General features: G+C 41.7%; 24 protein-coding genes and 3 pseudogenes. 11 read left to right on the top strand and 16 right to left on the bottom strand.

Going from position 1 to position 26,927, the window contains the following annotated elements; genetic code table 11:
- Nucleotides 1-109: 109 nt before the first annotated feature.
- From BV375_RS24935 to BV375_RS24920, 4 genes are all read right to left on the bottom strand, one after another.
- Nucleotides 110-373 (bottom strand): hypothetical protein, encoded by a 264-nt coding sequence (locus BV375_RS24935; protein WP_086765498.1) that lies wholly within the window; start codon nucleotides 371-373, stop codon nucleotides 110-112.
- 432 nt (nucleotides 374-805) lie between these two features.
- Nucleotides 806-1,561, bottom strand: a complete 756-nt coding sequence (locus BV375_RS24930) for a hypothetical protein (RefSeq protein ID WP_086765497.1) — start codon at nucleotides 1,559-1,561, stop codon at nucleotides 806-808.
- Nucleotides 1,561-2,790 (bottom strand): glutathionylspermidine synthase family protein, encoded by a 1,230-nt coding sequence (locus BV375_RS24925; RefSeq protein ID WP_086765495.1) that lies wholly within the window; start codon nucleotides 2,788-2,790, stop codon nucleotides 1,561-1,563. Before BV375_RS24925 ends, BV375_RS24930 begins: the two co-directional genes overlap by 1 nt.
- Complete coding sequence (locus BV375_RS24920; RefSeq protein ID WP_086765493.1) at nucleotides 2,787-3,578, bottom strand: hypothetical protein; 792 nt, start codon at nucleotides 3,576-3,578, stop codon at nucleotides 2,787-2,789. Before BV375_RS24920 ends, BV375_RS24925 begins: the two co-directional genes overlap by 4 nt.
- A gap of 464 nt (nucleotides 3,579-4,042) precedes the next feature.
- Between BV375_RS24920 and BV375_RS24915 the strand changes: the two genes are divergently transcribed.
- The gene (locus BV375_RS24915) at nucleotides 4,043-5,302 is read left to right on the top strand and encodes a condensation domain-containing protein (RefSeq protein WP_086765490.1); all 1,260 of its coding nucleotides are present in this window, start codon (nucleotides 4,043-4,045) and stop codon (nucleotides 5,300-5,302) included.
- A 125-nt stretch (nucleotides 5,303-5,427) separates the two neighbouring features.
- Here BV375_RS24915 and BV375_RS24910 read toward each other — a convergent pair whose 3' ends face one another.
- From BV375_RS24910 to BV375_RS38335, 3 genes and pseudogenes are all read right to left on the bottom strand, one after another.
- On the bottom strand, nucleotides 5,428-7,011 hold the full coding sequence (locus BV375_RS24910) for an alpha/beta hydrolase (protein ID WP_243714040.1): 1,584 nt from the start codon (nucleotides 7,009-7,011) through the stop codon (nucleotides 5,428-5,430).
- 192 nt (nucleotides 7,012-7,203) lie between these two features.
- Nucleotides 7,204-7,992, bottom strand: a complete 789-nt coding sequence (locus tag BV375_RS24905) for an alpha/beta hydrolase (protein WP_086765487.1) — start codon at nucleotides 7,990-7,992, stop codon at nucleotides 7,204-7,206.
- Nucleotides 7,993-8,140: 148 nt separating this feature from the next.
- Nucleotides 8,141-8,286, bottom strand: a pseudogene (locus BV375_RS38335) (sodium:proton antiporter); the annotation flags it as partial.
- An 89-nt stretch (nucleotides 8,287-8,375) separates the two neighbouring features.
- On the opposite strand from BV375_RS38335, the gene BV375_RS37155 reads away from it, so the two are divergent.
- On the top strand, nucleotides 8,376-8,546 hold the full coding sequence (locus BV375_RS37155; RefSeq protein ID WP_166507524.1) for a hypothetical protein: 171 nt from the start codon (nucleotides 8,376-8,378) through the stop codon (nucleotides 8,544-8,546).
- A 122-nt stretch (nucleotides 8,547-8,668) separates the two neighbouring features.
- Here the strand turns inward: BV375_RS37155 and BV375_RS24900 are convergent, their stop codons facing one another.
- From BV375_RS24900 to BV375_RS24880, 4 genes and pseudogenes are all read right to left on the bottom strand, one after another.
- Nucleotides 8,669-9,154: a cupin gene (locus BV375_RS24900; RefSeq protein ID WP_086765485.1), complete on the bottom strand. Its 486-nt coding sequence runs from the start codon at nucleotides 9,152-9,154 to the stop codon at nucleotides 8,669-8,671.
- A 443-nt stretch (nucleotides 9,155-9,597) separates the two neighbouring features.
- Nucleotides 9,598-10,410, bottom strand: a complete 813-nt coding sequence (locus BV375_RS24890; RefSeq protein WP_086765483.1) for an SDR family oxidoreductase — start codon at nucleotides 10,408-10,410, stop codon at nucleotides 9,598-9,600.
- A 431-nt stretch (nucleotides 10,411-10,841) separates the two neighbouring features.
- Nucleotides 10,842-11,009 (bottom strand): annotated as a pseudogene (locus BV375_RS38330) (ISAs1 family transposase); the annotation flags it as partial.
- Nucleotides 11,010-11,077: 68 nt separating this feature from the next.
- Nucleotides 11,078-11,200, bottom strand: a pseudogene (locus BV375_RS24880) (IS5/IS1182 family transposase); the annotation flags it as partial.
- Between the two features lie 169 nt (nucleotides 11,201-11,369).
- Here BV375_RS24880 and BV375_RS24875 point away from each other — a divergent pair.
- On the top strand, nucleotides 11,370-12,365 hold the full coding sequence (locus tag BV375_RS24875) for a VOC family protein (RefSeq protein ID WP_086765479.1): 996 nt from the start codon (nucleotides 11,370-11,372) through the stop codon (nucleotides 12,363-12,365).
- 45 nt (nucleotides 12,366-12,410) lie between these two features.
- On the opposite strand, the gene BV375_RS24870 is transcribed toward BV375_RS24875, so the two are convergent.
- From BV375_RS24870 to BV375_RS24860, 3 genes are all read right to left on the bottom strand, one after another.
- Entirely contained in the window at nucleotides 12,411-13,034 is a 624-nt protein-coding gene (locus tag BV375_RS24870) for a hypothetical protein (RefSeq protein ID WP_086765477.1), read from the bottom strand.
- A 156-nt stretch (nucleotides 13,035-13,190) separates the two neighbouring features.
- Nucleotides 13,191-13,733 carry a DoxX family protein gene (locus BV375_RS24865; RefSeq protein WP_086765475.1) on the bottom strand — a complete coding sequence of 181 codons (543 nt, stop codon included), beginning with the start codon at nucleotides 13,731-13,733 and terminating at the stop codon, nucleotides 13,191-13,193.
- Complete coding sequence (locus BV375_RS24860; protein ID WP_086765473.1) at nucleotides 13,730-14,635, bottom strand: SMP-30/gluconolactonase/LRE family protein; 906 nt, start codon at nucleotides 14,633-14,635, stop codon at nucleotides 13,730-13,732. Before BV375_RS24860 ends, BV375_RS24865 begins: the two co-directional genes overlap by 4 nt.
- Before the next feature lie 494 nt (nucleotides 14,636-15,129).
- On the opposite strand from BV375_RS24860, the gene BV375_RS24855 reads away from it, so the two are divergent.
- The 5 genes from BV375_RS24855 to BV375_RS24835 are packed head-to-tail and all read left to right on the top strand — an operon-like array spanning nucleotide 15,130 to nucleotide 18,914.
- The gene (locus tag BV375_RS24855) at nucleotides 15,130-16,731 is read left to right on the top strand and encodes a GMC family oxidoreductase (RefSeq protein WP_086765471.1); all 1,602 of its coding nucleotides are present in this window, start codon (nucleotides 15,130-15,132) and stop codon (nucleotides 16,729-16,731) included.
- A 6-nt stretch (nucleotides 16,732-16,737) separates the two neighbouring features.
- Nucleotides 16,738-17,238 (top strand): DUF1622 domain-containing protein, encoded by a 501-nt coding sequence (locus tag BV375_RS24850; RefSeq protein WP_086765469.1) that lies wholly within the window; start codon nucleotides 16,738-16,740, stop codon nucleotides 17,236-17,238.
- Complete coding sequence (locus BV375_RS24845) at nucleotides 17,235-17,762, top strand: HPP family protein (RefSeq protein ID WP_086765468.1); 528 nt, start codon at nucleotides 17,235-17,237, stop codon at nucleotides 17,760-17,762. The genes BV375_RS24850 and BV375_RS24845 overlap by 4 nt, the downstream gene beginning before the upstream one ends.
- 16 nt (nucleotides 17,763-17,778) lie before the next feature.
- The gene (locus BV375_RS24840; protein ID WP_086765466.1) at nucleotides 17,779-18,144 is read left to right on the top strand and encodes a hypothetical protein; all 366 of its coding nucleotides are present in this window, start codon (nucleotides 17,779-17,781) and stop codon (nucleotides 18,142-18,144) included.
- 14 nt (nucleotides 18,145-18,158) lie between these two features.
- Complete coding sequence (locus BV375_RS24835) at nucleotides 18,159-18,914, top strand: ZIP family zinc transporter (RefSeq protein WP_086765465.1); 756 nt, start codon at nucleotides 18,159-18,161, stop codon at nucleotides 18,912-18,914.
- A 294-nt stretch (nucleotides 18,915-19,208) separates the two neighbouring features.
- On the opposite strand, the gene BV375_RS24830 is transcribed toward BV375_RS24835, so the two are convergent.
- Nucleotides 19,209-19,952, bottom strand: a complete 744-nt coding sequence (locus BV375_RS24830; RefSeq protein WP_086765463.1) for a bacteriorhodopsin — start codon at nucleotides 19,950-19,952, stop codon at nucleotides 19,209-19,211.
- A gap of 273 nt (nucleotides 19,953-20,225) precedes the next feature.
- Here BV375_RS24830 and rppA point away from each other — a divergent pair, with 273 nt between their 5' ends.
- Entirely contained in the window at nucleotides 20,226-20,957 is a 732-nt protein-coding gene (rppA, locus tag BV375_RS24825; RefSeq protein WP_086765462.1) for a two-component system response regulator RppA, read from the top strand.
- A gap of 35 nt (nucleotides 20,958-20,992) precedes the next feature.
- The gene (gene rppB / locus BV375_RS24820) at nucleotides 20,993-22,321 is read left to right on the top strand and encodes a two-component system sensor histidine kinase RppB (RefSeq protein WP_086765460.1); all 1,329 of its coding nucleotides are present in this window, start codon (nucleotides 20,993-20,995) and stop codon (nucleotides 22,319-22,321) included.
- A 325-nt stretch (nucleotides 22,322-22,646) separates the two neighbouring features.
- Here the strand turns inward: rppB and BV375_RS24810 are convergent, their stop codons facing one another.
- Nucleotides 22,647-22,976 (bottom strand): hypothetical protein, encoded by a 330-nt coding sequence (locus BV375_RS24810; RefSeq protein WP_208099186.1) that lies wholly within the window; start codon nucleotides 22,974-22,976, stop codon nucleotides 22,647-22,649.
- Nucleotides 22,977-23,133: 157 nt separating this feature from the next.
- Between BV375_RS24810 and ppsA the strand changes: the two genes are divergently transcribed.
- Nucleotides 23,134-25,821, top strand: a complete 2,688-nt coding sequence (gene ppsA / locus BV375_RS24805; RefSeq protein WP_243714039.1) for a phosphoenolpyruvate synthase — start codon at nucleotides 23,134-23,136, stop codon at nucleotides 25,819-25,821.
- Nucleotides 25,822-26,927 lie beyond the last annotated feature (1,106 nt).

Here is a 26,927-nt window from a genome sequence, read left to right as displayed (position 1 = left end):
TTCTCCGTATTTACTTATCTTCACATAGTTTGGTTTTTTCGTGCCTACTTACTTAGAACACCAATTCAGTAATCAACATGTACAGTTGAGGTTAGATTAAATTAGAGATTCAGCGTACTAAAAAGTTATTGAATTGCCACGAGTCATTCCAATCTAGCCAGAGTTCAGGAAACAGGAGTGTAGATGAGTAGCGGTTTGTGACTAGACATCGACCTAGCAAGGGAATCCAGTTAGTAGGTACGCTGACTATCCGACCAAGATAAGAACGGGCAATTTGTAAAATTTCGTTATAGGGTAGTTGTTCTGGCTCTCGAAATCCTGCTTGCGGATGGCGGACAGCCCAAACTGCGGCAGCGATTAATCCAGCACACACCTGTACAGTAGTAGCATTATGACCGGGAAGAATCTGGCGAGCCTCTTCGATATTGAGTTGGGAAGCATACCACTAACCATTGCAGAGATGACCAAGTAACAAAACTCCCAGTTCATCTCAACCAGTCACAATATCTTGATTCAAGACGCGTAGTTTTATCGTGAGGTTGCCCACCTCGCATCATAACTTCCCGCAAGCTGGCGATCGCATCATTAGCCAGGTGATAAGCAAAATTTACTGTGGGTCGATAAAGCAGTTGTCCATCTTGCCAAAGGCTAAAATAGTCGCTAATTGTAATTGTCTCGCTGTGGGAGAGCAGTAACCCTTCGATGGAACCACCTAAAGCAAGCCAAGAGTGGATGTAAGTTGCACCCCCAGGACGCTATGGGCAGTCTTTTAACTCAGCATTCAGCACTCGGAACTTAGCGCTTTTCATCCACCGCCAGTACTAGATTCATCGGGAATCACCGAACCGAAGCCGCCTGCACTGTTGCGTCTGAGAAACAGCAGCGTTAAGGCACGATACCAGAGATATCTAAACCAACGAGGGCGACTGACTATTAAAGGTAGAGGTTGACCTGATACCAAAGGGTTCTGCCTGAGCAATTGAATTCCCTGCTGTTGCCAGCGCAATAGGACGTGGGCGAGATCAGACTCAGGTGTCTCGTTTCTTTGTAGCAGCAGTACCCGCTGGATACCTTGAGATAAAAGAAACTTGCCAGATGGAAAATCTTCGGGAAATATTAACCAGCGGTTATCAAAATCTCCTGGAGAAGGTTTTGCAGTATCTCGCATTCGGTTGGCATCAATCAAAAACGCTGGGGGAGCAAGTAAAGGAATCTGCAATTGTTGCAATATCGGCGTTGCACTCACCAAGCTATCTATAATAGCTGCCATTGGAATGATTGCATTAGTACCTTCACAGCAGTTATATAAAGGAACGAGTCGATAGCCCCGTTGGGCTAAAGCAACACCTAATTCAACCGACTCTACTCCCGGTAAATTTACCAGTACAAATGTGCTGCGATCAGGTGTAGGAATGCTATTAGCATTAATGTTGAACTCATTTCTGAGAACGGCAGCAGCAACACGAGTTTCAGTCAGTTGGCTAAAGACTACTGGTTTAGCCCAACGTGACCAAACTACTTCCTTGGGTGCCCAGATAGCAAAAAATTCTTTTGGTTGCATTATTCCCCTACTGGTTTTTTAGTTAGAACAGCCACATCCTGAGCACTTGCGTCGATTAGCGGTCTGCTACCCAAGCGACCATAAGCCCCAGCCGCACGACCATTAATTGTGTAGATGCCAATGCAGGGATAGAAATAGCCTTCTGCGGTCGACAAAGGTATCAATTCAAATCGCCGCTGTGCCACCCATTTTTCTGGATGTTGCTTGGCGCTTTGTTGAATCTTTAGCCAATCCTCTTTTTTGGTTACTCCCAAAATACCGATGTTTTCTCCTATGCGACCCAGAGCCGGTTTGAGTACCCATGCTTCATCCTTGAGATCGCTGACTTGCCGAGGGTCACGAGTTTCTGGCAATAGAGAACGCCAAGTTGGCAGTTGTGTTTTCAGGGCATCCCACACTAAGGGAAACCGCTTACTTTGCGTAATTAGGGCAGAGGTAGGGTTGCACTGAGGAATTTGCACCGAACTAAACAAGTGCTGCCAGCCAGAGGCTTTGGGCAAATTGGGCAGCCACTCTACAGGAAAAAATCGATACAGGAAATCAATTGATATTAGGGAATTTTGGTTAAGTAAAAACGGACACCCTGACTGCCAGCGGAGTTGGGCTGGACTAATTAGAGAAGTTTGCAAGCCGACTTGCTGGAAATGCTGCGCCAGATAAGTCATCACCTGACGGTCATCAGTATAAGCAGTGGCATGGGCTAGAGCAACATGAGCGCCCTCCCCAACAGATTCACGAATGGCGGTGGCTAGGGCTAGGGCGGGGTTGCCCAAGAGGGTAGTTTGGGAATAATGTAGTGCTACTAAGTTAGTAAAGCCAGAAGCTTCAATGTAACCGCTGGGAACATCCGAATTAGCCTCAGAAATCCGCCAGCCTTCAGTGGTGAAGTGAAAATCAAATCGAATTACCCGCACTGCTTTAGGCGATGTCTCGATCAGCGATCGCCCCTGCCATAATTTCTGAATTGCTGGCGGGAGATTTAAGTGTTTTTGCAGACGAGGTTGGAGTAAAATTTCTTGTTCGGCAGCAAGTGTTTCCGCAGCTAATTTTTCCACAAGTTGCGCTAACTCATGCCATGTTTCAAAGTTTAAAAGCAAGGGAAAGTTGGCTAGGGTTGCAACGTCTTCTACCTGAGGGTCCCATTTACAACAGTCAAAAATGGTCTGTAGCCTGACTTCCTCAAACACCGTTGCTGCCATTGGAATCTCTGCTTGCCAGGGTGGTTTCATATTTTTCCTCCCCAAACTAAAATATAGATAATGCTACCAGCGATGTAAGAGAGCAATGGAATTAAACCGTGGGTGGTAATGGGTAGGAATGGCCGCTTTGCTGTTGGCTGACAAACTTTCTCGCCCATGATTGCTGCGATCGCTAAAATAATTGCAAACCAGCCATGCCTGATAAAATCAACTGTAGTTGCATCCAAAGATTCCCATTTTCCGGCAACAGCCCAACCCAAAATTGCGCCAGACGCTATTAAAAAACCAGCCAGACGCAAACCAGATGCACTATCTCTGTCTATAGCGATCGCTTCAGAAATCTGCGTAAAAAATTCTAAAACCAGCCATAATAAAAACCATGCATTTGTAGATAGCATTGCTGAATAGACAACAGCCCACCAGCCAGGTCCATCTTCAATATTTCCACCAGCAAAGCAGAGGGTAACACCAATTAAAGCACCGCTAATACTATAGGAAGCGGCTGTGTTCTGCCTTTCTATAGCATCATCACGAACACTTAAGCCACAAAATAGAAAGGCTTGTACAGCTATTCCCAACCAAGTAGTTCCCATCAATAGGTAGAAAAACAGGTAAAAGACATTATTGCGGACATCCTGTGATGCTAGAACTCGCAAAATCCCCAAAAGCAGTCCTACACAGATAACAGGAGTAATCAGCATAGCAAAGCGATGCTTAAAAGGAGAAGCCAGTTTTGTGACCGATAGGATAGATAAATACCATTTACTCCATATTTTCCAGCTAGCTAGTATCGATATCAAGAACAGAGTAGCCTCCATTGAAAACTCTCCTACCTGTAGTTACAGATAAAGGCAGCTATGCTGAGGGCAAGGATGGAAACAAAAAACTTCACTTGTAAGTCATTGCCCACTCAATAAACAAGATTTATACCTGGTGCAGCGCCAAGTTTAAAGCATCCACTACCTAAGCCCCACTTTGAAAAAAGGTGGGAACATAACAGCCTTTAGATGAGCGTACTTTTACCTTCTGCATAAGTATACTCACAGTCTACAGTTAGTTGGAAATATAGCAGGAATGTGCGATCGTTATTTAACTAGATATAAATACTAAATTAGCTACGATATTCGTCATGATACACAATTCCGGATTGATGCAAAAAGCTAAATTTCTGAATTAGCTATTATAGAAAGCAGTTATTTCAACTATTCTACTGGTGGTGATAATTACACTTATGTCAAATATTCTAATTTAAAGAATCTTACACAAAAAACCGAGGTTTTTGATGAATCGCTTACTAACACCCTCAGAACAGTTAATGTGGTTGCTAGGCTGCGATAGACCAACCAATGTAGTGCTTTCTGCCACGATTAGGGGTGCAATAAGTGCTAATCAACTCACAGAGGCTCTAAGTTGGATACAGCATCGCCATCCAATACTTGGTACAAGAATTGTCATTGATCAACAACAGCAGCCACAATTGGTTTCACAGGGAGTACCATCGCTCCCTTTACGGGTGATTAAACGCCAAAATGAAGAACACTGGTGTCAAGAGATGTGTGCCCAACTGCTGAGTCCTTTCTCTTGGAGTAAGGAGCCATTGGCACGGGTGGTTTTGTTGCACTCGCCTGATGTTTCTGAACTGCTAGTGACTTATCACCATATTGCAGACGGGTTATCTGGAGCTTACCTAATCCGAGATATTTGGTGCGAAATCACAAAACCAGGAAGTTACCGAGAGCCATTACCAGAAATACCCCCCATTGATCAACTATTGCCTCCTGCTTATAGGGAAGGAGAAAAGAATGCCGTTGATTTTGATTGGGGGGTTAAGGTTGATCCGACTATCCAATTAGATGAGACTTTCCATGAAAGGATTCACATACTCCATTGGTATTTTTCTCCCCTGGAAACTAACAGACTAGTTGCTCGCTGTCGGCAAGAGCAAACTACTGTTCATGGAGCTTTGTGTGCTGCTTTCCTGTTGTCGCTTCAGCACGAAACAAGTTCATCAAAGGAAACTGTTATAAAATGTCTCTCTCCCTTCAATCTCCGTAATTATCTCACTATTGCAGTTGGCGAAAACTTTGGCGAATATATTGCTCGCGTGGTAACCTCTCACTCATTAAATCAACAAACTCAATTTTGGGATTTAGCCCGTCAGGTGAAGCATCAAATTAATCTTGCAGTGAGGGAGAAAAAAATATATCAAGGTAGCTCAGTTGCAAAATCTTTTCTCTCTACCAAACCCAATAAGATTACAGTACGCCAGTACGCCAAGGATATTACCAGTTCAGATATCGGAATCACTAATTTAGGACGCTTGGATATACCAGTTCATCAGGGAGGATTAGAATTAGAAAAACTTTATTTTACAGTCACAGGATACAGGCATCAACCAATAATTGTTGCCATTGCAACAACTGGTGGAAAAATGTGTGTAACCTTTCGATATCAGGAGTCATTAATACCTTCAGTGAGCGCACAAAGAATCAATTCCAAAGCTGTGGAGAAACTACGTCAGGCAGTTGAATATCTAAAATAAGATAAACACTAATACTAATTTGGTCTAATCAAAATTAAAGTCAATAATCCTGGTGCTAGAAGTATACACCTTATGTGAGTTTGAATATTGTTAAACTGCAATTGTACTTACTAAGTACGAGATTTCTATTTAAAAGCTTGATGTAGTTGCTGAGGATTCAGAGATGTTATTAAACTTAAAGGTAGTGATTTCTGACTAATAGTATTGGTATAATCTGCGCTAAGGTAAGAAATGTAGCTTGGCTGTTGAGCAGCATAAGTTTTGAAAAAGGGAACGCTTAAAGCTTCAACATAGCTACGTGCTAGTTCCGGACTAGAACCAATTACTTGTGTTGGAACTGGAACAACGGCATTTGATGATTCTACAATAGTTGAAAAGTGAGTGCCATCATTGATTAGCACTAAATACTTATTTGGAGTAGTTAACCAAGTGAATGGTTTAATCTGTTCTGGTAAAGCTGGAGCTACAGTATAATTACTACCAGATACAATCATTACTGGAATTTTAATTTGGCTAAGACTGTCTTGTCCAAAAATCTGACTATCAACCGGATTAATAGCAATTATCGCCTTCACTCTAGGATCAGACAGATTATATTGTACCTGTGGTAGACGTACAGCCAAACACTGAAAAAATAGCGAAATATTTAGTGTATCTTTTGGGGTTGGACAGTCTTTTTTTAGTTCTGCAAAATTAATCTTTGCACCTGCTAATGCTAAAGCTGTATAGCCACCATATGACTGTCCAACTACACCAACCTGGTCTAAATTTAAATGTCCCCTAAATGCTGGGTTAGATTGTGACAAACGAGTGAGTTCATCTAACAAATATTTCACATCTAAAGGTCGATCAACAAATTCTCTAGGATTAGTAACTCTATCTGTTCTACCTGACAATAATGCTTGCAACTGTTGAGAATTGCTACCAGGATGTTCGGGAACAGCAACTACAAAACCATAGGAAGCGAGATGTTCAGCTAAATATGCGAAACTGTTTCTGTCAGAACCTAACCCATGCGAAATTACAATTACTGGGCAAGGTGTTTGAGTCATTGGTAAGTAAATATCAGCAGGGAAACTCCGGCTACGTGATACATCATTAAGCATAATAGTCTGCTTCTGCCAAGTAAAACTTCCTGGTTGTCTGAGGTTTATCAATGGTGTAACCTTACGTGCAGAGACACTGTTTGCTTGTTGTTGGGATTGTTGGTTAATTAATGCTACCGCCTCCTGAGTTTGATTCACTAAATCTTGTAATTTATCTGCAATTTCTAAACTCTGCGCTAAATTAATAGAAATTGATGATGCAGGAAATTTTTCTAGTACATCTAGAAGGGTAAAACCTTTTGGCTCTGTGGCTGCTGCTAAGATCAGTGCTGCGCGAATTGCATAAAAACCAGATAAACGAGATTCTGTCTGAATAACTTTTCCTAAATTTGTTAACAGTCGTTCACCAATTGGTGTGTAAAGAAACTGGGAAATTTCTGTGGCATTTAAAGAAATCGGAGTGATTAATACTTTTCGTAATTGAGTGAGTTGCTTTTTATTTACAGAATTTGTATATGTAGCTAAATCTTCATCCACTTTACCTGTTTCAGCATAGGTATCAAGTGATTTAATTGGAATAGACTGCTCTAAAAGTCCGTAAGAAAAAGTTATACGCTCTGCACCTAAAGCTGGATGAATAGTTAGTGCAGGCAATAAACTCATACCAAAACTCCCCAAAGCTAATTGTATACAAACGGCTTTTTGCCCTAAAAAAATGCTAACTTTTCTCCACCTAACATACTTCCTAGGGGTATGAGTTTTTCCTCTATTGCAGATATTGGAATATTTAGTAATTGTCGTTTGCACTGTACTAACATTTATCAATGGTGGCTTATTCATACTTATAGATCTAGATTACATAGTAAATTTTTCAGACATTAAAATTTCGTAAAGATTAACATTGTCTTCTAGCAAACAGGCATGACCACTATTAGGTAAAATTTTAATTTGATGACTAGGAAAAATCCTAGCTAAACGTTGTGCCTCATCTACTGAAGGTAAAAGTCGATCGCATTTACTAGCAACTATTAACACAGATTGAGTATTTTGAGCTAGTTTTTGCTGGTCAACTTTAAATTTTCTCATCAGAGATAAACGCTGATTCGCGGTTTTTTGAGGTGCAGAACGAGTTGATTTTAAAAGTGCTTCTTTAGCATTAGCAGAAAGTTTACTTAGATGAGCAAGAAAAGGCAAAGCTATAAAAGATGACAAGTTATAAAAGAATTTTGGTGTTAGAGGAAATAAAAGTGAACCTAGACTTAACCAAAGTACACGAGAAAAAGAAGAGGCAGAATTAACTAAAATAACTTTTGTAAATAGTTGCGGAAATTTCTCTAAAACTTTTAGTGCCAAGCAACCCCCAAATGATTCACCACAAAGGTAAACAGATAAGCGCGGTGCTTTTTCTAGCTCTATTTGAGTTAAAGAAGCTACTTCTTGTGTCATTTCATCCCAACCTTTTAAATCATCCGATGGAATTACAAAACAACGTACATCAAAAGCAACCTCTAAACCTGCTGTTTGAATATACATCAATTCTTTACCAGTTTCATCCATTCCTGGGAGAAATATAAAGAGCGGATAGCTAGGATTAGATGGTTGGGTTGATAAAAAATAAGGATGGCTGCGAACTGTAGATAGCATGGCTTGATTAATCTCAATAATACTTATAAATGAATTTGAATTACAACTCAACTAATTTTGAAACAGAACTATATTTATTCTCATTTTTTTCTTGATTGAGACCATCATTTGCTTGCTGTAAACACTCGCGCTCAGTTTGGCTAGTTAAACTTAAATTGAGCAAGCTGGCTGACCAACTAGCTGTCAGTCCTTGAAAAAAACTGTCATCATAATTGTCAGAAATACCAAGGCTTTAATGGAATCACCACCATTTATCTCGTGTTTTGCGAGCGAAACTGAAAACAAAGAAGCTAAGTCAATACGTTTAAAAAAACCTTGTGGTTAACCTTTAAGGAATTTTTGGGACTTATTGTTTTTGCCAAGCATCAGAGAAAAGGGAGTTAATGCTTAAAGCATCATCTCATCCTCGTAAATTGGCGAAGGTATTGAAATTTGCCATTATTTATTTTGTCATTACTGCGATCGCAGTCGGTGCAATTTACTATAGCTCTTACTATGGCGGAGAATTAGTGTATGAATACGGTGTGGGTACGGCAGTACAGCCTCCTACATAACAACAGAACAAGGCAGAAGACATTTCTTTTGACTTAATGCCTTCTGCCATAAATATAGGCAAGCATGGTTTAGCATCAATGCAATTACATTAAAGGCACAAGCCTTACCTAAAGCAGTAGGGCTATTCCATACTTGGTGTCTCTTCAAATTGCACCATCATCAGTACAGCTGGCGCATCGCCTACTGTTCCAGACAGATGACCCTTATGGCCTTGTGCGTTCTCTTTTGTACCTTGGTCTCCTCCAAATGAAATTTCGCCAGGCCCCATCTCTACTCGCTGTCCGTCCATAGTCTCTACAAACCAGCGTCCCGACAGCGGAACAATCCACTGAGGCTTAGGGTTCTCATGCCAATTTCCAATCCATCCTACTGGTAACACAGTATACTTAATTGTGGCACCAGGCTGCTTCAATTGAGAAATCCATTGAGGAGAAGTACCAGGTGCTATGCCTTTCTGGGCGAAGTCCTGAATTTGACGGCGGGACTGGTGGCTTACACCGTCTTGGTCAGTCCAGACGTACCAGTATTCAATTGTTGGTGGTGTTTGATTTTCATCAGAATGGGAGGATGGAGAAGTTGTAGGTTTATGTGATGAGTTAGTTTGCATAAAATAGTCCGATTGAAGATGAATATATGTGCCGATAAATTTGCATCCTCTTATTGGCAGTAGGTACAAAATGCTTATTATTCAAGAGCAAAAAAGAAGATGCTTTTGGTTACTGACAACGTAAATTTGAATAAGATATTTAGATCAGATCTCTGACTTTATCTAACACTGTTGTGAGAATAATCTTTTCGCGGTTGGGTTCTCCTCTCATCAGAGATTCAGTAAACTTAGTCGCTTGAGTAAGGCTAATTTTCTGAAGTTCAATCAATGGCAACTGTATAATTACGGTTTTCCCATTTGTTGCTATCAATCCAGAAAAAGGTAAAGTTGATTGGCTGTTGTTGATTATCGCAAACAGATATATCGACAAAATTTACTTCCAGATTTGTGTAAGTAGAAAGTGTCTCTTTGATGGTTTGCCAATTATCATTTGACCAGTTTTTCTAGCCATTCTCCGTGAAACCTGGATACAAAGTCATGCCACCGTCTACAAACAGGGTTGTACCATTGACATAATCAGAATCATCAGAAGCCAGCCACACTGCTGCTTTGGCAATGTCTTCTACTTCACCCACTCGTTTTGCAGGAATCAATTGTAGTAACTTCGCCTCGGCTTCGGGGGTGTCCCAAGCTGATTTATTGATGGGAGTTTTGATTGCGCCAGGGGCGATGCTATTAACACGGATTTTATGGGGGGCAAGTTCTTGGGCAATACTTTGCATCATCATATGAATACCACCCTTACTTGCAGCATAATTAACATGACCCGCCCAGGGAATTACCTCATGCACTGAACTGATGCAAATAATTTTGCCTGCGGCACAAGAAATTTGAGGTTGCACACCTCGACGCAAAAATTCCTTTGCAGCCTCCCGCGCACACAAGAATTGTCCTGTCAGGTTTACCCCAATTACTGTATTCCATTGGTCGAGGCTCATATTTACAAAAGGTGAGTCTTTTTGCAGGCCTGCGTTGTTCACCAATATGTCAATAGTTCCAAATTGCTGGAGTGTCTGGCTAAACATTTCCTTTACTTGGCCTTCCTTACTGACATCAGCTTGAATGGCAATGGCTTCACCGTTTGCAGCCTTAATATCATCGACAATTTTTTGGGCTGACTCCGCTTCAGAATGGTAGTTAATCACTACTGCTGCACCAGATGAAGCCAAATTGCGAGCTATAGCTTCACCAATGCCAGAACTAGCACCGGTTACAAGTGCTTTTTGACCTTTGAGTAGGTAAGATGAATAGCTCATAATGTTTCTTAAAAATCTAGAGTTTCAGTGTTGGTAATACCAAAAAATTACGCTTTATATTACTTTTTTTACTCAATTATTTCTATATTTTAAAATTTGATAACTTATTGAACAGCCGTCGTCATTGATGTATATTACCCAAGCAATTACTGCTAAAGTTGTGCCAAAAATCACCTAGTTCATATCTAATTTTTGAAAATTATTGCTCTGCTCCTGGCATTACTTTAGAAGCTTCCTGTGGCGATCGCCTCCAACCAGTGGAGGAATATAAACTTATATCCAAAGGGTTACAAAAATTTCATATAATTTTCATGATTGTATGGAATCTTTAAAGTAGTAAGACATATGCATGGATCATCTATGCTTTGCGAATAATAAATAAATTTTTTATGGCAAAATATCCAAGGGAACTATTTACAATTTACTGAAGCTCAGTCTAAAAGTCTTTCTAAATATTTATTATCCATTGCTGCGAGAAACTGTTTATTTTTTATACCAAGCTTAACACGCTTTTCTTGACCTAAAATATTGACTGCTATCTGACGCAATACTGCAAAATTTTCTGGGGCATTATCTTTTCTAATCCGACATTCATCCTCATGCGTGGGTCTGACATTTGTGCAAAGTGAGCCAGCGCTTTGGGCGGCTTTGCCGACTTGTAGCGACTGGCGTTCAGAACTTCCCACATATCGACTTCACGCTTGCGTCCACCTGGTTTTGGGTCTGGAATTAGGTCGCTCAAAAATTCATATTGGGCCCGTGTCAGGTTGCTGGGGAATACTTTACTCATGCCACTCTCTCGGTGCTGTTTATTATCTATTCACAGCTTATACTCAGAGAGCTTTTTTACACCCTTTCCGACTTTTCAAATATCCTCTAAATTCAAAGACTTCTGCCTTTTGATTTATAACTCATACCCTTTAACAAAAAATTAATTGTAAGTACAAAGGTTGTTGAATATGTCTAATCAAACCGATGTAGAGGTACAAAGAATTCGAGCTATTGGCTTAACGGTGACAAACTGCGATCGCTCTTGGGATTTTTATACACAAGCTCTCGGTTTTGAACTTGTTTCTGATATTACCGTCTCAGGAGAGGATTATAGCGAGTTAGAAGGTGTACCTGGGGCAAAAATTCGTATTGTCACCTTGCGACTAGGTGATGAACTCATCGAGTTGATGGAATATCTGAACATTCACTCTCAACCCATCCCCAGGGATTCACAAAGTAATGACCTGTGGTTTCAACATCTGGCGATTGTCGTGAGTGATATGGATCGAGCCTATTCTCACTTGTGTTCATTTCCGATGGAACCAATTTCAGTTGCACCGCAGACAATACCATCTGGTAATGAAGCATCTGCTGGTGTCCGCGCTTTCAAATTTAAAGACCCTGACGGTCATGATTTAGAGTTAATTTGGTTTCCGCCCGATAAAGGACAGGATAAATGGCATCAAAACAGCGTAGACGCGCAGCGGCTTGTCGCTAGACACCGCTTGTTTTTGGGAATAGATCATAGTGCGATCACTATTTCTAACACCGAGCAGAGTCTACACTTTTACCATGACCTCTTGGGAATGCAAATTGATAGCCGCAGTCTTAACTGGCGTATAACCCAAACTCGCTTAGATAACTTGCCAGGGGCAGAAGTCCAAATCACGGCACTGCGACCTGTTCAAGATGGTGTGGGAATTGAACTGTTAGACTATATTGTGCCTGGAAAAGGCCGCCCAATGCCGAGTGACTGGAAAAGTTGCGATATTGCACATATCCAAATTGAGCTAGTTGTAAATAATCTTGAGCAGTTAGTGGATAAGCTACGGCGTAACAGAGTTCAGTTTGTATCGTCACGGATTGTACAGTTTACTGATAGTACCAGTCCTTATCGCAAAGGTTGTTTAGTAAAAGATCCTGACGGTCATGCAATTTTGCTTGTCACAAAATCATGTAAGTGAAAATACAAGGACTAAAATATTGCAATAATATACGTTAAAACTGCATCAATTAAGCTTTTGTTCAAGGGTAGTGAGATAGTTGTAAGCACACATCGCATAAGCACGCACAATATTGATTTCATAGTGCTTACTATTTTCTTCCGTGAGGTTAAGCAAGCTTCCTAAACTTTTGCTGACTTCCTTTGAAGTAAGAAGCCCCACTATCAATGCAGGATCAGTATTAATATTGAGATCCTTGCAAAGTTTTTCAGATGGTTTCGGGTTAGCATCGTGCTTCCAGCAGTTGGCAAATAACCGCAGAACATTTAGCTCAAAGTCGCCTGGGATCTTTTTAAGATCAACACCTGTCTTATCAGAAAAGAGATTGCGACTTTCTATATAGGATATTTTCTTAGTAGAGAAGTTATCTGGCAGAGCAGCTACAAGTCGTTTCATTTCACGCTCTACCCAATGAGATATGTCCACTAAGAGCAACTCTGCAAGTTTTATAAGTTCATAATTCCAGTCAGCTAAGTCGTCAAAGCACCTTTCTTTCTCGAAATCATCGGTAGCCCTTAGAGCCTGTGAGTAGAGAGTCTCTTGTTTTTCAAGGAGAGCATTAATGATAGTTTTTATACTCTCGGTGTGAAGTCTAAGTCCAACTTCGTATGGGATAAAAGAATTACGCATTGTTATATTTAGTGAACTCAGGCAAAGTTTTGAGCTAGGCGATCGCTTTTTCAAGTAACTTGGTCATCACTACCCTACTCCCGTAGAAGAGATACTTTCAATTATCTCTCACAAAATCGCCTGTCTGGTACAATGCAGCGTTAACGATGAAATAACTTAACTTCCAAAAATCAAAGCATCAAGCGAATATGCACCAGGGCCTAAAACTGCGATCGCAATCAACATCACGCAGTACATAAATGCCTTTTCCCAGCTTGGTGGTTCACCTTGTCCGTTAGCTCCTTGATATTGATCGGGCGGAATTAAGTATGGATCTTGAGCTACAAAAGGTTTATTCCCCGCGATGTGTAAATAGATCGCAAAAATCATTGAGCAGAGAATAGGTAAGGTTCCTAAGAGGGTCAAAAATCCCACAATCAGAAAAATTCCGCCGCCTAACATAGACGCAGCTGATAAAAAGCATAGAAAGACAGGCATTTTTAGAGACTCAGCCCACTGTCGCAGATGGGTTATTTTCGGATAGCCGTGTAGTATAAACAACCCACCAACACTAACTCTTAGTAATAAAAGTGCTAAGCCTGGGAAGCTGTCAGGATACACATTATATAAAGCACTTAATAGGTGTGGGCCTAGCTGTGGGAAATTAAATGCAGCTAGTAGAAAAGCGATCGCTACACCCAGTACAAATTTATAAATCATCGTTGCACACCACGGGTATTGAGGTTGATAGCATATAAGGATTTGCCTGCTGTGATAAACAGGCGATCGCGTTTCTTACCTCCGAAAGTGAGATTGGCGCATACTTCCGGTACGAGAATTTTCCCTAAGCGAGTTCCATCAGGAGCGTATACTTGTACGCTATCTTCCGAACTGATAAAAACATTGCCAGATTCATCAACCCGAAATCCGTCAGGTTGTCCTGGTTCGATGACTGCAAACACCCGTCCGTTTTTTGCCCATTTACGATCCACAACCTCGTAGACACGAACATGATGCGGCCCGCCAGGAATATTAAACGCAGCTGTATCGGAAACATACAGCAGACTTTCATCTGGACTGAAAGCCAGTCCATTAGGGCGTATCATATCTGTTACTACAGGAGCAATCTCACCTGTTGCTGGGTCGAAGTGATATACATAACTTCCAGGTTGTTCCTGTTCGCCACCGTATCCTTGATTTGGCTCAGTGATACCATAAGGAGGATCGGTAAACCAAATCGTGCCGTCGCTTTTTACAACTAAATCATTGGGACTGTTGAGGCGTTTGCCTTGGTAGCGATCGACTAAAACCTTCCATTCACCATTGTCTTCGCGGCGGATAATGGCACGCAAACCGGAGGAACACGCAACCAGACGACCCTCCAAGTCTCGGTAATTACCACTTTGATAATCAGATGGCTCTCGCAAGACGCTCACGTTATCAGTAGGACTCCACCGCAATAGACGGTTGCCATGAGCATCACTCCACACTACACTGTCATCTTCGTGAAAGTAAACAGGGCCTTCACTATGAACTGCACCGTTGGCAAGTTTTTGAAGTGAAGCATCGCTCGATACAGTAGCACGTAGGCGATCGTCATAAATTTCAATTGCTTCAGCCATAGTAATCTCCTGTTATCTAACTTTGTGGCTGATAAAAAATCGCAAGTTAAAGTCAATAATAAATTGCTGTAAAGCTGCACTAATTTTTTTGAACAACTAGATTTTGTATAAATTTAATTCTGATTTTAATTGTTTTATGTTTACCTCAAACTATAGAAATCAAATATTCTCATCTTAATATTTAAATAACTTGCAATTAACTAGCTTAATAAGTCCTTGAATTAATTTATTTCCACTTTAATTTATTGCAATAGTTTTGATCGTACATGCAAAAAATGAAATTAAAATGAAATTATTTACTAACTTTAGGTAGAAAAAATCATAATACCTCAGGCAGAAGAATTAATAAAATCAAAGTTTTAGCCTAAAAACAAGAATATATCTTTAGAACTATTTGCCATTTTCAAAACTTCAAAACTAAATCAAAATATTGCTACATTACTTTGCAGAAAACAGCAGAGTGAAACTTTTTTACTCGTAATAAGTATGAAATTATGACGAGCATCACAGAGCGTTACGACATCATTATTATCGGTACAGGAGCAGGTGGCGGGACTTTGGCTCACCGCCTTGCGCCTACGGGTAAAAAAATCCTAGTGCTGGAACGAGGCGACTTTTTGCCAAGAGAAAAAGATAACTGGAATCCACAGGAAGTTTATCAAAAACATCGCTATCATACCGATGAAGAATGGTATGACAAAGAAGGCAAAGCTTTTAAACCTCAGACTGGTTACTGGGTAGGTGGCAATACTAAACTTTACGGTGCAGCCTTAGTAAGATTACGGGAGCGAGATTTTGAAAAGGTAATTCATAAAGATGGGATTTCTCCAGAATGGCCTTTGAAGTATCAAGACTTTGAGTCGTACTACACCCAGGCAGAAAAGTTGTATGACGTGCATGGTCAGCAAGGAGAAGACCCCACCGAACCACCTCGTAGTGAGCCATATCCTTACCCGCCTGTGAGTCATGAGCCGGATATGCAGTCTATCGTTGATGGTATCCGCGAATTGGGATATTACCCATTTCATCTACCCATAGGATTAAAGCTCAATGAAAGCGATAGCGAAGCGCTGCTGCTTTCAGCAGATCGCACAAATAGTCCCTGTATTCGTTGCGATACTTTTGACGGCTATCCGTGCTTAGTACACGCAAAAGCCGATGCTGATGTTAACGCTATTCGTCCTACCCGTGAAAAGTATACGAATGTTACCCTTTTAACCAATACTAAGGTGTTGCGGCTGCACACTAGTGAGTCGGGACGTGAAGTTACAAGGGTAGAGACTGAAATTGCTGGGGAGCAACACTACTTTACAGGCGATATTGTAGTTGTCGCCTGTGGTTCTGTTAATTCGGCTGCTTTACTATTACGCTCTGCTAATGACAAACATCCTAACGGATTGGCGAACAGTTCCGATCAAGTAGGGCGGAATTTCATGAAACAGTTGGAAACTGCTATAGTTTCCATCCATTTAGACGTAAATCACGCTAAGTTTCAAAAAACCATCGCCGTCAACGATTTTTACTGGGGAGAGCCGGATTTTCCCTATCCGATGGGTATGGTGCAGAATACAGGCAATGTGCTTGCTGATATGATTCCTGCTGAAGCGCCGCCTCTGATGGCTCCATTGATTAAATTGATTCCTCATTTTGATCGCCATTTGTTGGCTGAAAGGTCAGTTGGCTGGTGGTTGCAAACAGAAGATTTACCAGATCCAAATAATCGGATTCGTGTGGTAGGGGATAAAATTCATATTGACTACACACTTAATAATATTGAAGCAAGCGATCGCCTAATTCACAGATGGACATCTGTACTCAAGTCAATTCCTCACTCTGCTAAACACGTCCTGCCATTTAGTATTTATCCCCGCACTCACATACCAGAACAAGCAGTAGCCCATCAATGCGGTAGTTGTCGATTTGGTACAGATCCCCAAACCTCAGTTTTGGATCTCAACTGCCGTACCCATGATGTCGATAATCTTTACGTTGTAGATAGTAGTTTCTTTCCGTCAAATTCTGGTGTTAACCCGACGCTGACGATTATGGCCAATGCCTTGCGCGTAGGGGATTGCATAGCTGAACGGTTGAAGTAGAAAGGTATGAAAAGAGAGACATCACGGGATTCATTGATTAGTTTGTTATTGCCCCTAGCACTCATCTTCGGGCTAGTTCTGTTGTTGAGTTTAAATGTGGGAGGCGGGGGGGAAGGCAGAGAAGCAACTCCTTTAGAGATATGGCTGAAAGTCATTGTCGGGTATTTGGCAGCCGGGACAGAAATTGCCGCAGCGATTGTGATTGGCGGAGCAGTAGTCCGTGGGATTTTTGCTTATTTGCGCTTATTGTTCTCTCGTTCCAAACAGCATTTTGATGCTACCGAAGGAGTGCGTTTGCAATTAGGGCGAGTTTTAGCATTGGGCTTGGAATTCACTGTTGCTAGCGATATATTGCGGACGGCAGTTGCACCTACTCGCCAAGATATTTTAAATTTAGGAGCGATTGTCCTGCTGCGAACACTACTAAATTATTTCTTAGAACGGGAGATTCAGCAGGGAGAACAACGCCGCTTGCCAGAGCCGGAACTTGATAGGAGTTTACGATGAAATCCCATCGTTCCAGCTTAAAGCCTTTGGAAGGTGCGAATCGATCGCTCCGCCGTCGGCTTAATTGGAAAGGTGAGTTGGCATTAGCTACTGCCCCAACAGTAGTTATATTGGCTGTGTTTGCCCTAGTGGAAGTACTGACCCGCCAGCGTTTGTTGTTTGCCTCCCTTGCCGCCAGTGCCTTTCTCATTTATCTCGATCCCCAACACGGTACAAATACGATGAGGACTCTAGTCATTTCCCAAATGATGGCAGCAGGGATCGGTTTTATAACTTTTATAACATATATGCTGTTAGGTTCGGGTTACGTGTCTGGGGGAACTGCAATGACCAGCACAATCGTGCTGATGATCCTGCTAGATGTGATGCATCCTCCAGCTGTTGCCACATCCTTAAGCTTTGCCTTAAAAGCTGGCAATGAAAATAACCTCGTTTTGTTTGGTCTAGCTGTGGGTATCACTGCGCTGTTGGTTGGGCTACAACGCTTTGCCCTGTGGTTTCTGGTATACCTTAGCCCGAAGTAGTTTCAAGGAGAAAGAGATGAACAACGAACAACACTCTGCTTCTAACCAAGAAAATGAAAATCAAACCACCCCAAATACTCATCCGATTGCAACGGGGTTGGGAGCAGCCGGAGGTGGAATTGCCGGAGCCGCATTAGGTCGCTCTATTGGTGGTAAAGTTGGGGCTGCGATTGGTGGGGTTGCAGGTGCGATCGCTGGTAGTGTTGCAGCCAATGAACTAGTAGAATACACCGAGCAATTCATTGAAGAACTCCAGCCAACAGTAGGCTTAGGATTAGGAGCCGACCACAAACCAATTGAACTACCCCGTCATTACACTTGGGATGAATTACAAGCACTATCAAAACCCCAAGGCGATATTAATTCAAAATTCACAATCTAAGATCGGTATTAATCATGTTTCCACTTTGGTTAAAAGCAGGTTTTTGGGGTTTAGTGGGTGGTTCAGCATTGCTACTGGGTTCTGCTGTGGGTTACTACGCTAAAATTCCTCAACGAGCGATCGCGGCTGTGATGGCTTTTGGTGCTGGTGTACTAATTTCTGCACTAGCGTTTGAATTGATGGATGAAGCTTATAAGCGTGGTGGCTTTGACTCAACAGCAATTGGGTTTGTCAGTGGTGCAGCTGTCTACACAGCTGCAAACTGGTTTTTGTCTCATCAAGGTGCTAAACATCGTAAGCGTTCAGGTGAGCAGCAACCATCAGAGGAAGAAAATAATGGGAGTGGACTGACGATCGCAGTTGGCGCATTACTTGACGGTATCCCCGAATCTATCGTCATTGGTGTCAGCATGATTGGCGGCGGAGTTGTCAGTTGGGTAACTGTGGCGGCGGTTTTCTTATCTAACGTTCCCGAAGGACTTTCTAGTGCTGCTGGCATGAAAAAAGCCGGACGTTCAACTGCATACATCTTTGGTGTGTGGGGAGCGATCGCCATTATCTCTGGCATAGCTGCACTTCTAGGCTATGCTTTGTTCAGTCACTTCTCACAAGAAGTCATCGCCGCAACTACTGCTGTAGCCGCAGGTGCTATTTTAGCCATGATTTCAGACACCATGATTCCCGAAGCTTTCGAGCAAGCCCATGATTTTGCTGGGCTAATTGTCGTCTTTGGATTTCTGGCTGCTTTTGTCCTCAGCAAACTTGCTTGACAATTACAGTTTCAATCATCGGGGAATATGTTGCTGTAAAGTTTATCTCTAATAATTGTGTGTGGTAATGTAATTGCAGCCATCGTTGCATTTGTAATTGATAATAAAGAGATTATTAAAGCAATGCTAATAACTAAATAAAAAACTAAAGTTGTTCTGAAACTCATTGTTTAATTTTTTAATTATAAAAGAAATTAAACGCGCCATCATTAGCCCAACTATAGATATAATGATGACGCGTAATACCATTTGTAAAAAAGTTAGTGTCTTTGTCTCTGTACCTAAACCTAAATATTATCGATAAGGACTGCGTTCTCTATCTTCACTCTGCATATAGGAGTGAACAGTTTCCATGATGCGATCGCTGTTGCTAGCTTGAGCTAGAGTTTCATTACCAGCAGATACAACAACAAAACCAAACCCTACCTTGGCACAGACATCTAAAACTGTATAGCACAGAGTTTCCCAGCCAACGCTAATAACATGGAATCCTTCAGCACCGAGAATCCAAACAATCGGATAGCAAATCCACAAAACGATGAGCATATTTCGCAGGGTTTGGAACAAACTATTTACCCTGCCATTTCTTCTTTTAGCACTAGCAGAATATTCAGTCAAAAGCGATCCTAAAATAGCTAAGAAAGAACCTGTACTGATTACCCACCAAATATAGTTGTAGGGGGGAGCTTCCACAGCACCGATAAAACCAGTGACAATCATAAAAATATCTGCGCCCATCACACCTGCAATCAATTTAGGGCGTAATCCGGCGATGACACCTAATTCCATCAATAGCAAGGGAGTTGTAACTACCCAGTCTATGTAACGTCCCCAAAAAACTGTTTGTCCATTGATTGGCGTTACTGTTTCACCGAGAATCATTGTCAGGTAGAGTGCTGCTGCCCAAAGCGTAATGAAGAAGCTTTCGAGGGGAAATTCCATTCCTTCTCTACGTCTCATGGCAGTTGCTTTTAAACCAAAATAAATGCAGCCAATGACCATGCCAATAAAGCCAATCCATAGCCAAAATTGAGTCATATTATTACCAACCAAAGATTTCTTGTGGCAACTATGTTATTGATAGTTGTGACATTAGTTTAGGGAATCACTGTGGCGCTCGCTTCCTACCATTGAGATAACAAGTATTCATATCTCTAGTAGCAGGAAAATTTCATTTAAATTTCATTTTTGTATGAATGTAAAAACTATGCAGACATGATTATTTCTATCTGAAGTAGAATCAAAATTTCATGGTAATTTCACTTTTGCGTGAAAGCGTAATAAAAGAAGGCTTTTAGTAGTGGGTTGACTATGCGGCTGATATTAGTTGAGGATGAAGCGGATTTAGGTGCAGCAATTAAACAAGTTCTCAGTCATGAGTCGTATGTAGTTGATTGGTTTCTTGATGGTACTCAGGCATGGCAATATCTAGAAACCGGATGGACTGAGTACACCCTAGCAATTTTTGATTGGATGCTGCCTGGAGTTTCTGGGGTAGAGTTGTGTAAATGGTTGCGATCGCGCCAATTAACTTTACCAGTTTTGATGTTAACCGCTAAAGACCGCATGGAAGAAAAAATTATTGGTCTAGATAGCGGTGCAGATGACTATTTAGTTAAACCATTTGATATGGCAGAATTGCTAGCAAGATTGCGGGCATTACAACGACGGGCTTCTTACGTAGGAACAACATTTACGCCCCAAGTCAAACCCCGACGCTTACAAGTAGGTTGTCTGACTCTTAATTACAGCACTCATGAACTTACTCGGCAGTATAATAACGGTGAAAAGCAAGTATTATCTTTAACTGCTAAGGAATTCCAATTGTTGGAATATTTCATGCGGCATCCTAACCAAATTATCAGCCGCGACCAAATTATTAATCAGCTTTGGGAAATTGGTGCAGAACCAGTTAGCAATGTGGTAGCAGCACAAATTCGCTTATTGAGACGCAAATTAGGAGAAGAGGAGAGCGAATCTTTGATCGAAACTATTTATGGTGTGGGCTATCGCCTCAACATTCATGGTACTGATGTTTGTTAACTTAACAGCAATGCTTTGAGCAAGGTTATAAAAATATGCAACGCAATCCCATTTTCCACCAGACTCGGTTGCGGCTAGCAGCTTGGTATACCCTCGTCATGGGTGGTATTTTAGGGCTATCTGGTTTGGGGGTTTATAGTGTGGTTGCTCATGCCTATTATGAAACTATAGACCAGGGTTTGGAATCAGTAGCAAACGCGCTACATCAAAGTATTGAACCTGCTTGGCAGCAACCTGGACATTTACAGCAACTTGCAAAAGAACTTTCTTTAGAATTATGTCTAAATCAAACAAAATGTTTGCCTAAAATACCTAATATTAAACGACCAATAGCAGAGGCAGCTAATTCAGTTAATTACTATATACGCTTATTGGATAGTTCAAAAAAAATGTTTGCATTTGCAGGTATAAAAGCTAATGATTTACGAATTGCTTCACCCTTACAGCATTGGCAAATTATTACAGATTCCTCTGGCACTCGCTACCGCCAAATCACTTTAGCTTTGTACACTCAAAATCGGCTTTCGGGTTATCTACAAGTAGCGCGAAGTCTAAATGATTTAGAGCAACATATTGCTTATTTAAGATTAACTTTAGTGTTGGGGCTGCCAATTTCCATGATTTTTGTTGCTGTTTCGAGTTGGTGGTTGGCAGGAAGAGCAATGCAACCTGTATATCATTCTTATCAACAAATGCAACAATTTACTGCTGATGCTGCTCATGAGTTTCGCACACCTTTAGCAGCAATGTATTCTACTATTGAAGCTGCTATCAAGTTACAGCAAGAACCAAAATCAAATGGTGGAATTTTAGATGTACTCAAACGCCAAAATCGTCGCTTATCACAATTAGTCGGCGATTTGTTACTGTTAACCAGGATAGACCAAAAACAACTAACCGGAGAGTATCAGCCTTGCTGTTTGAACGATTTAATTAGCGACTTAATTGAGGAATTAGCATTTTTAGCAGTAGAGAATCAAGTAAATCTTTCCCAGCAGGTGTTTTCTAGTAAAAAAGTGTATGTGATGGGAAATGAAGAACAGCTTTATCGCTTATTTTCTAACTTAATTATGAATGCAATTCAAGCAACACCTGTGGGGGGGAAAGTTACAGTTTTTTTAGAAAATAGCGAGCATGACGCTATGATCAAAGTTCAAGATACAGGAGTTGGTATTGCTGTTGAACATCAAAAGCGAATTTTCGATCGCTTCTATCGAGTTGATCGCGATCGCTCTCGCACTTCTGGTGGTTCGGGTTTAGGTTTAGCTATAGCTTGGGCGATCGCTCAAGCACACAAAGGCACTATTCACGTTCAAAGTCAACCTGGACTAGGTAGTACATTTACAGTCCGGCTGCCTCTATAACAGAGACTTCCTTTTTTAGTTCTGATCCCTCTTTCAAGAAACCAGATTTTCTGAGGACTGAGGTATCAACTCAAAACCAAAAGCCTGGGCTTTTTTATGGAGATTATCGCTCTTCCGTCACTTTGGGGAGAGAAAATAAATGTAGGTTGGGGAGCCACTCACGTGGGCGGGTTTCCCGACTTGAGTGAAGTGGCGTTTGAACGCAGTGAAACCCAACTAGATCAAGGTTTAAGGATGTTGGGTTTCGTTCCTCAACCCAACCTACGCCTAAATTTATAAAAGTCCAGCATAATAAGGGTTGTAGATTTTTATCTCACGAGAGTGATTAAAGAGCGTTATTAACCATTCGCTCACGATAACGTTGTTCATAATAATCCATACCAGGATCGGTGTAATCTCCTCCTGTTATCCAAAGTTTGTAAAAAATCCGGGCAATCTTATGAGCGGTAGCAGTAATAGCTTTAGGAGAGCCAAGTCGAGAACGTAAGCGACGATAAAACGCACCACTAACAGAATTACTTTTTCCAGCAGTTTGTGCTGCCATGCGGAAAGCATTGGCGGCGCGGTTGACTACAGGACGAGTCTCTTGACTCTTTATTTTGCCACCAGTAATCGCATCGCGGTAGTGGCAGGCAGCTAACGATACCTTCAGCACACTTCTCTACGAGAGGCTACGCCAACGTGAACGCCGCATAACAACGCCCATGCACACCGACCGCCGAGAGTCGATCGGTTATGATACAAAGGCGATCTGCGGCGGGTGATGGACACCGTTAGGTGCTTGAAGTCATATTTAGGAGTTGCATACAAAAATGAAAACTCACTACTTTACAGCGACAAGTCTTGATGGCTTCATTGCCAAAGGAGGAAAACTGATGAGTTTATTTGTCCTGTGTTTTCAAGATATTGACAAAACAAAACTCAAGGTTGTTGGGGGTAAAGGCGCGAACCTGGGGGAACTTACCAAGATAGAAGAAATACTCGTACCAGATGGCTTTTGTATCTCTACTGAAGCTTTTAAAAGAATCATTGGGGAAACGCCGTCGATTAACGAATTACTCGATCGGTTATCGCTTCTGAAGGTGGAAGACCGACATAAAATCGGTGAACTTAGCGGTGAGATTCGTAGGGTCATTAAAGGTATAACTATTCCTCACGATATTAATGAAGAGATCGCCCGCCTTCTCACCAGGCTTGGAGAAAAAAATGCCTATGCAGTACGATCCAGCGCAACAGCAGAGGATTTACCCACAGCCTCTTTTGCAGGACAGCAGGATACGTATTTGAATATTATCGGGAAGGAAGCAATTTTAAAGCATATCAGTAAGTGCTGGGCATCGCTATTTACCGAAAGAGCAGTAATTTACCGCCTCCAAAACGGCTTCGACCACCGTAAAGTCCATCTGTCTGTGGTTGTTCAGAAGATGGTCTTCCCGCAGGTGGCAGGAATTTTATTTACTGCCGATCCCGTCACTTCTAATAGGAAGGTGTTATCCATTGATGCGAGCTTTGGACTTGGTGAAGCCTTAGTCAGAGGTCTGGTGAATGCTGATATCTATAAAGTGCGTAACGGCAAGGTTGTCGATAAGAAGATACCCACCAAGAAACTGGCTATTTACGCCTTAAAAGATGGCGGTACGAAAGAACAGGAGATTGAGCAACACAGACAGAACAGCCAAGCGCTGACAGACGAGCAGATTTTGCAGCTTGAGCGCATCGGTAGAAAGATTGAAGAGCATTTCGTCCGCCCCCAGGACATCGAATGGTGTTTGGTTGATGATACATTCTATATTGTCCAGAGTCGCCCCATCACGACTTTATATCCCATTCCTGAAGCGAATGATCGCCAAAATCACGTCTATGTATCTGTCGGTCATCAACAAATGATGACTGACCCCATCAAACCATTGGGATTATCTTTATTCCAGTTAACAGCTGCTCGACCCATGTATAAAGCGGGTGGACGTTTGTTTGTTGATATAACACAGGATCTGGCTTCACCTGTGAGAAGAACAATTCTGGTAGATGTTTTGGGAAAATCCGATCCGCTTATCAGGGAAGCACTTATGACCATACTAGATCGGGGAGATTTCATAAAATTGTTACCAGATGACAAGCAAGAACAAAGTTCCGGTAACAGCAATCAGCGTGCATCGTCTTTGGATTTTCAAACGCTGACCGAATACGATCCGGCGATCGTTTCTGATTTGATTGAGCGTAGTCAAACATCGATAGACGAGTTAAAACAGAACATCCAGACGAAATCAGGAGCGGATCTGATTGATTTTATTCTGGAAGATATCCAGAAATTAAAGAAGAGTTTATCCGATCCACAAAGTTTTGGCGTGATTATGACTGCTATGAATGCTTCATCATGGCTCAATGAAAAAATGCAGGAGTGGTTAGATGAAAAAAACGTAGCAGACACGCTTTCTCAATCTGTACCCAACAATATTACTTCGTCTATGGGTCTGGAACTATTAGATGTCGCGGATGTGATTCGTCCTTACCCGGATGTAATTGAGTATTTACAACAGGTAAAAGATGATAGCTTTTTAGATGAACTGATTAAGTTTGAGGGTGGACAGTCAGCCAGGGACGCTATCTATGCTTATCTCAACAAATACGGAATGCGATGTGCCGGTGAGATCGATATTACAAGACCTCGTTGGAGTGAAAAACCAACTACACTTGTCCCCATAATTCTCAGTAATATCAAAAACTTTGAGCCTGGTGTGGGCGATCGCAAATTTGAGCAAGGGCGACAGTCAGCTTTGAAAAAAGAACAAGAGTTATTAGATCGATTGCAGCAATTACCGGATGGTGAACAAAAAGCTGAAGAAACAAAACGAATGATCGGTCTAATCCGGAATTTCATCGGTTATCGTGAATACCCAAAATACGGCATAGTTAATCGCTACTTCGTTTATAAGAAAGCTTTACTCAAAGAAGCCGAACAACTCGTACAAGCGGGCGTTATCCATGAAAAAGAAGATATATACTATCTCACTTTTGAAGAACTTCGCGAAGTCTTATGCACGAATAAACTTGATTACCAGATTATCAGCAAGCGAAAAGACGAGTACAAATTATATGAAAAACTAACTCCCCCACGTGTTATCACCTCTGATGGTGAAATCATTGCAGGTCGGTACAAACGAGAAAATCTCCCTGCCGGAGCTATTATAGGTCTACCTGTTTCCTCTGGAGTTATAGAGGGACGAGCACGTGTCATATTAAACATGGAAGATGCCGATCTAGAAGATGGAGATATATTAGTCACCTCCTTTACTGACCCTAGCTGGACACCGTTGTTTGTATGCATAAAAGGCCTAGTCACCGAAGTTGGTGGACTGATGACACATGGAGCAGTTATCGCACGTGAGTATGGCATAAGCGCAGTTGTCGGAGTAGAAAATGCTACCAAACTGATCAAAGACGGACAGATAATCCGAGTGAATGGAACAGAAGGGTATGTAGAAGTGCGATTCGTTGACTAGAAACCATGCCCCTTGCGGGGCATGGGGGATTATCCGCAAGGTTCTGAACCCTCCGGGTTCGCAGTTCTTACAACGGAGGTTCCTTCCGCAACGGACTGCTCACCTTGACAACTGAATGACCATGTAGGTGCGAGTCCTACCCCATTGGTGTCAACTTAAGCTAAAAGCTATATACGGCGGGCGTTGTACAAATACCTCGCGCCCTCATCCCCTAAACCCTTCTCCCCCAGGAGTTGGGGAACTAAATCTCTTGCTCCCTTCTCCCACAGGGAGAGGGGCTGGGGGTGAGGGCGAAACCTTGCACAAGAGCGGGTTTCACGTTAAGTTGTCACGTATGGTCCTACCCCGCAGGTGCAGCGGTGAAAGCACTTCCTCCAGGTTTGAGACTAGCTATCAACGCCTGAAGCGGGGATGAAAAACGGGCATTACTGAAAGAATAAACAGCGATCGCAAAGAGGTATTGAGCAGTAATAAATCCGTTGGTAGAGAGAATTTAATCTACTGAGAATTAGTATCGCTAATATACGAAATACGAAGTGTTCAAATTTGAATACTTTGGCTGGCTTATACCAATTTGAAAAAAGAATGCGACAGATTGTAGGGGCACGGCACTGCCGTGACCTCTAGAATATATTGATGTGTCGCAAACATTATTTGAATTGGTATCAGTTTTAGCAACGAAAAAATTCTGAGCGTTAAGGCTGAAAAGTTCATAGCATAGTAATTGTAACTAATCAGCCTTTGCTTTTGATAGTTGCAATGATTAACGCACATATCATTAACAGTTCTCAGTAGTCAGCTACTGATTCGTTTTATAATTATACTGGGGCTTGAAAAATTTGTAACAAGCTTTTATCCTTGCCCAGTAAGTTTTACAGCAGTTTTTTATCCAAAAAATGTAATAAGATACTTTTGATACTCGTGTGTAATGTTGTGGAATGACCTGTGAGGGACGGTTGGTGTTGGGGTGGGAGCGATATCTTACGACAAGCTGCTTTCCGTCTACACATTTGCTAATGCCGAAAAGCGATCGCAAAACTGATAAGTATGATATAGCAATCCGGAATCATTTGTGAGAAAATACTGAAGCGAGATTAAAGTAATTT

The organism is Nostoc sp. 106C (genome assembly GCF_002154725.1).
Lineage (GTDB): Bacteria > Cyanobacteriota > Cyanobacteriia > Cyanobacteriales > Nostocaceae > Aulosira.
This window is presented reverse-complemented; position numbering and strand designations above follow the sequence as displayed.

Excerpts from the sequence above, each read along its gene's own strand:
- BV375_RS24915 (WP_086765490.1), top strand. The coding sequence starts at position 4,043 with ATGAATCGCTTACTAACACCCTCAGAACAGTTAATGTGGTTGCTAGGC.
- BV375_RS24835 (WP_086765465.1), top strand. The coding sequence starts at position 18,159 with ATGTTTCCACTTTGGTTAAAAGCAGGTTTTTGGGGTTTAGTGGGTGGT.
- BV375_RS24900 (WP_086765485.1), bottom strand. The coding sequence starts at position 9,154 with ATGCAAACTAACTCATCACATAAACCTACAACTTCTCCATCCTCCCAT.
- rppA (WP_086765462.1), top strand. The coding sequence starts at position 20,226 with ATGCGGCTGATATTAGTTGAGGATGAAGCGGATTTAGGTGCAGCAATT.
- BV375_RS24920 (WP_086765493.1), bottom strand. The coding sequence starts at position 3,578 with ATGGAGGCTACTCTGTTCTTGATATCGATACTAGCTAGCTGGAAAATA.
- BV375_RS24910 (WP_243714040.1), bottom strand. The coding sequence starts at position 7,011 with ATGAGTTTATTGCCTGCACTAACTATTCATCCAGCTTTAGGTGCAGAG.
- ppsA (WP_243714039.1), top strand. The coding sequence starts at position 23,134 with ATGAAAACTCACTACTTTACAGCGACAAGTCTTGATGGCTTCATTGCC.
- BV375_RS24865 (WP_086765475.1), bottom strand. The coding sequence starts at position 13,733 with ATGATTTATAAATTTGTACTGGGTGTAGCGATCGCTTTTCTACTAGCT.
- BV375_RS24855 (WP_086765471.1), top strand. The coding sequence starts at position 15,130 with ATGACGAGCATCACAGAGCGTTACGACATCATTATTATCGGTACAGGA.
- BV375_RS24870 (WP_086765477.1), bottom strand. The coding sequence starts at position 13,034 with ATGCGTAATTCTTTTATCCCATACGAAGTTGGACTTAGACTTCACACC.
- BV375_RS24850 (WP_086765469.1), top strand. The coding sequence starts at position 16,738 with ATGAAAAGAGAGACATCACGGGATTCATTGATTAGTTTGTTATTGCCC.
- rppB (WP_086765460.1), top strand. The coding sequence starts at position 20,993 with ATGCAACGCAATCCCATTTTCCACCAGACTCGGTTGCGGCTAGCAGCT.
- BV375_RS24905 (WP_086765487.1), bottom strand. The coding sequence starts at position 7,992 with ATGCTATCTACAGTTCGCAGCCATCCTTATTTTTTATCAACCCAACCA.
- BV375_RS24860 (WP_086765473.1), bottom strand. The coding sequence starts at position 14,635 with ATGGCTGAAGCAATTGAAATTTATGACGATCGCCTACGTGCTACTGTA.
- BV375_RS24840 (WP_086765466.1), top strand. The coding sequence starts at position 17,779 with ATGAACAACGAACAACACTCTGCTTCTAACCAAGAAAATGAAAATCAA.
- BV375_RS37155 (WP_166507524.1), top strand. The coding sequence starts at position 8,376 with ATGCTTAAAGCATCATCTCATCCTCGTAAATTGGCGAAGGTATTGAAA.
- BV375_RS24830 (WP_086765463.1), bottom strand. The coding sequence starts at position 19,952 with ATGACTCAATTTTGGCTATGGATTGGCTTTATTGGCATGGTCATTGGC.
- BV375_RS24890 (WP_086765483.1), bottom strand. The coding sequence starts at position 10,410 with ATGAGCTATTCATCTTACCTACTCAAAGGTCAAAAAGCACTTGTAACC.
- BV375_RS24845 (WP_086765468.1), top strand. The coding sequence starts at position 17,235 with ATGAAATCCCATCGTTCCAGCTTAAAGCCTTTGGAAGGTGCGAATCGA.
- BV375_RS24930 (WP_086765497.1), bottom strand. The coding sequence starts at position 1,561 with ATGCAACCAAAAGAATTTTTTGCTATCTGGGCACCCAAGGAAGTAGTT.
- BV375_RS24875 (WP_086765479.1), top strand. The coding sequence starts at position 11,370 with ATGTCTAATCAAACCGATGTAGAGGTACAAAGAATTCGAGCTATTGGC.
- BV375_RS24925 (WP_086765495.1), bottom strand. The coding sequence starts at position 2,790 with ATGAAACCACCCTGGCAAGCAGAGATTCCAATGGCAGCAACGGTGTTT.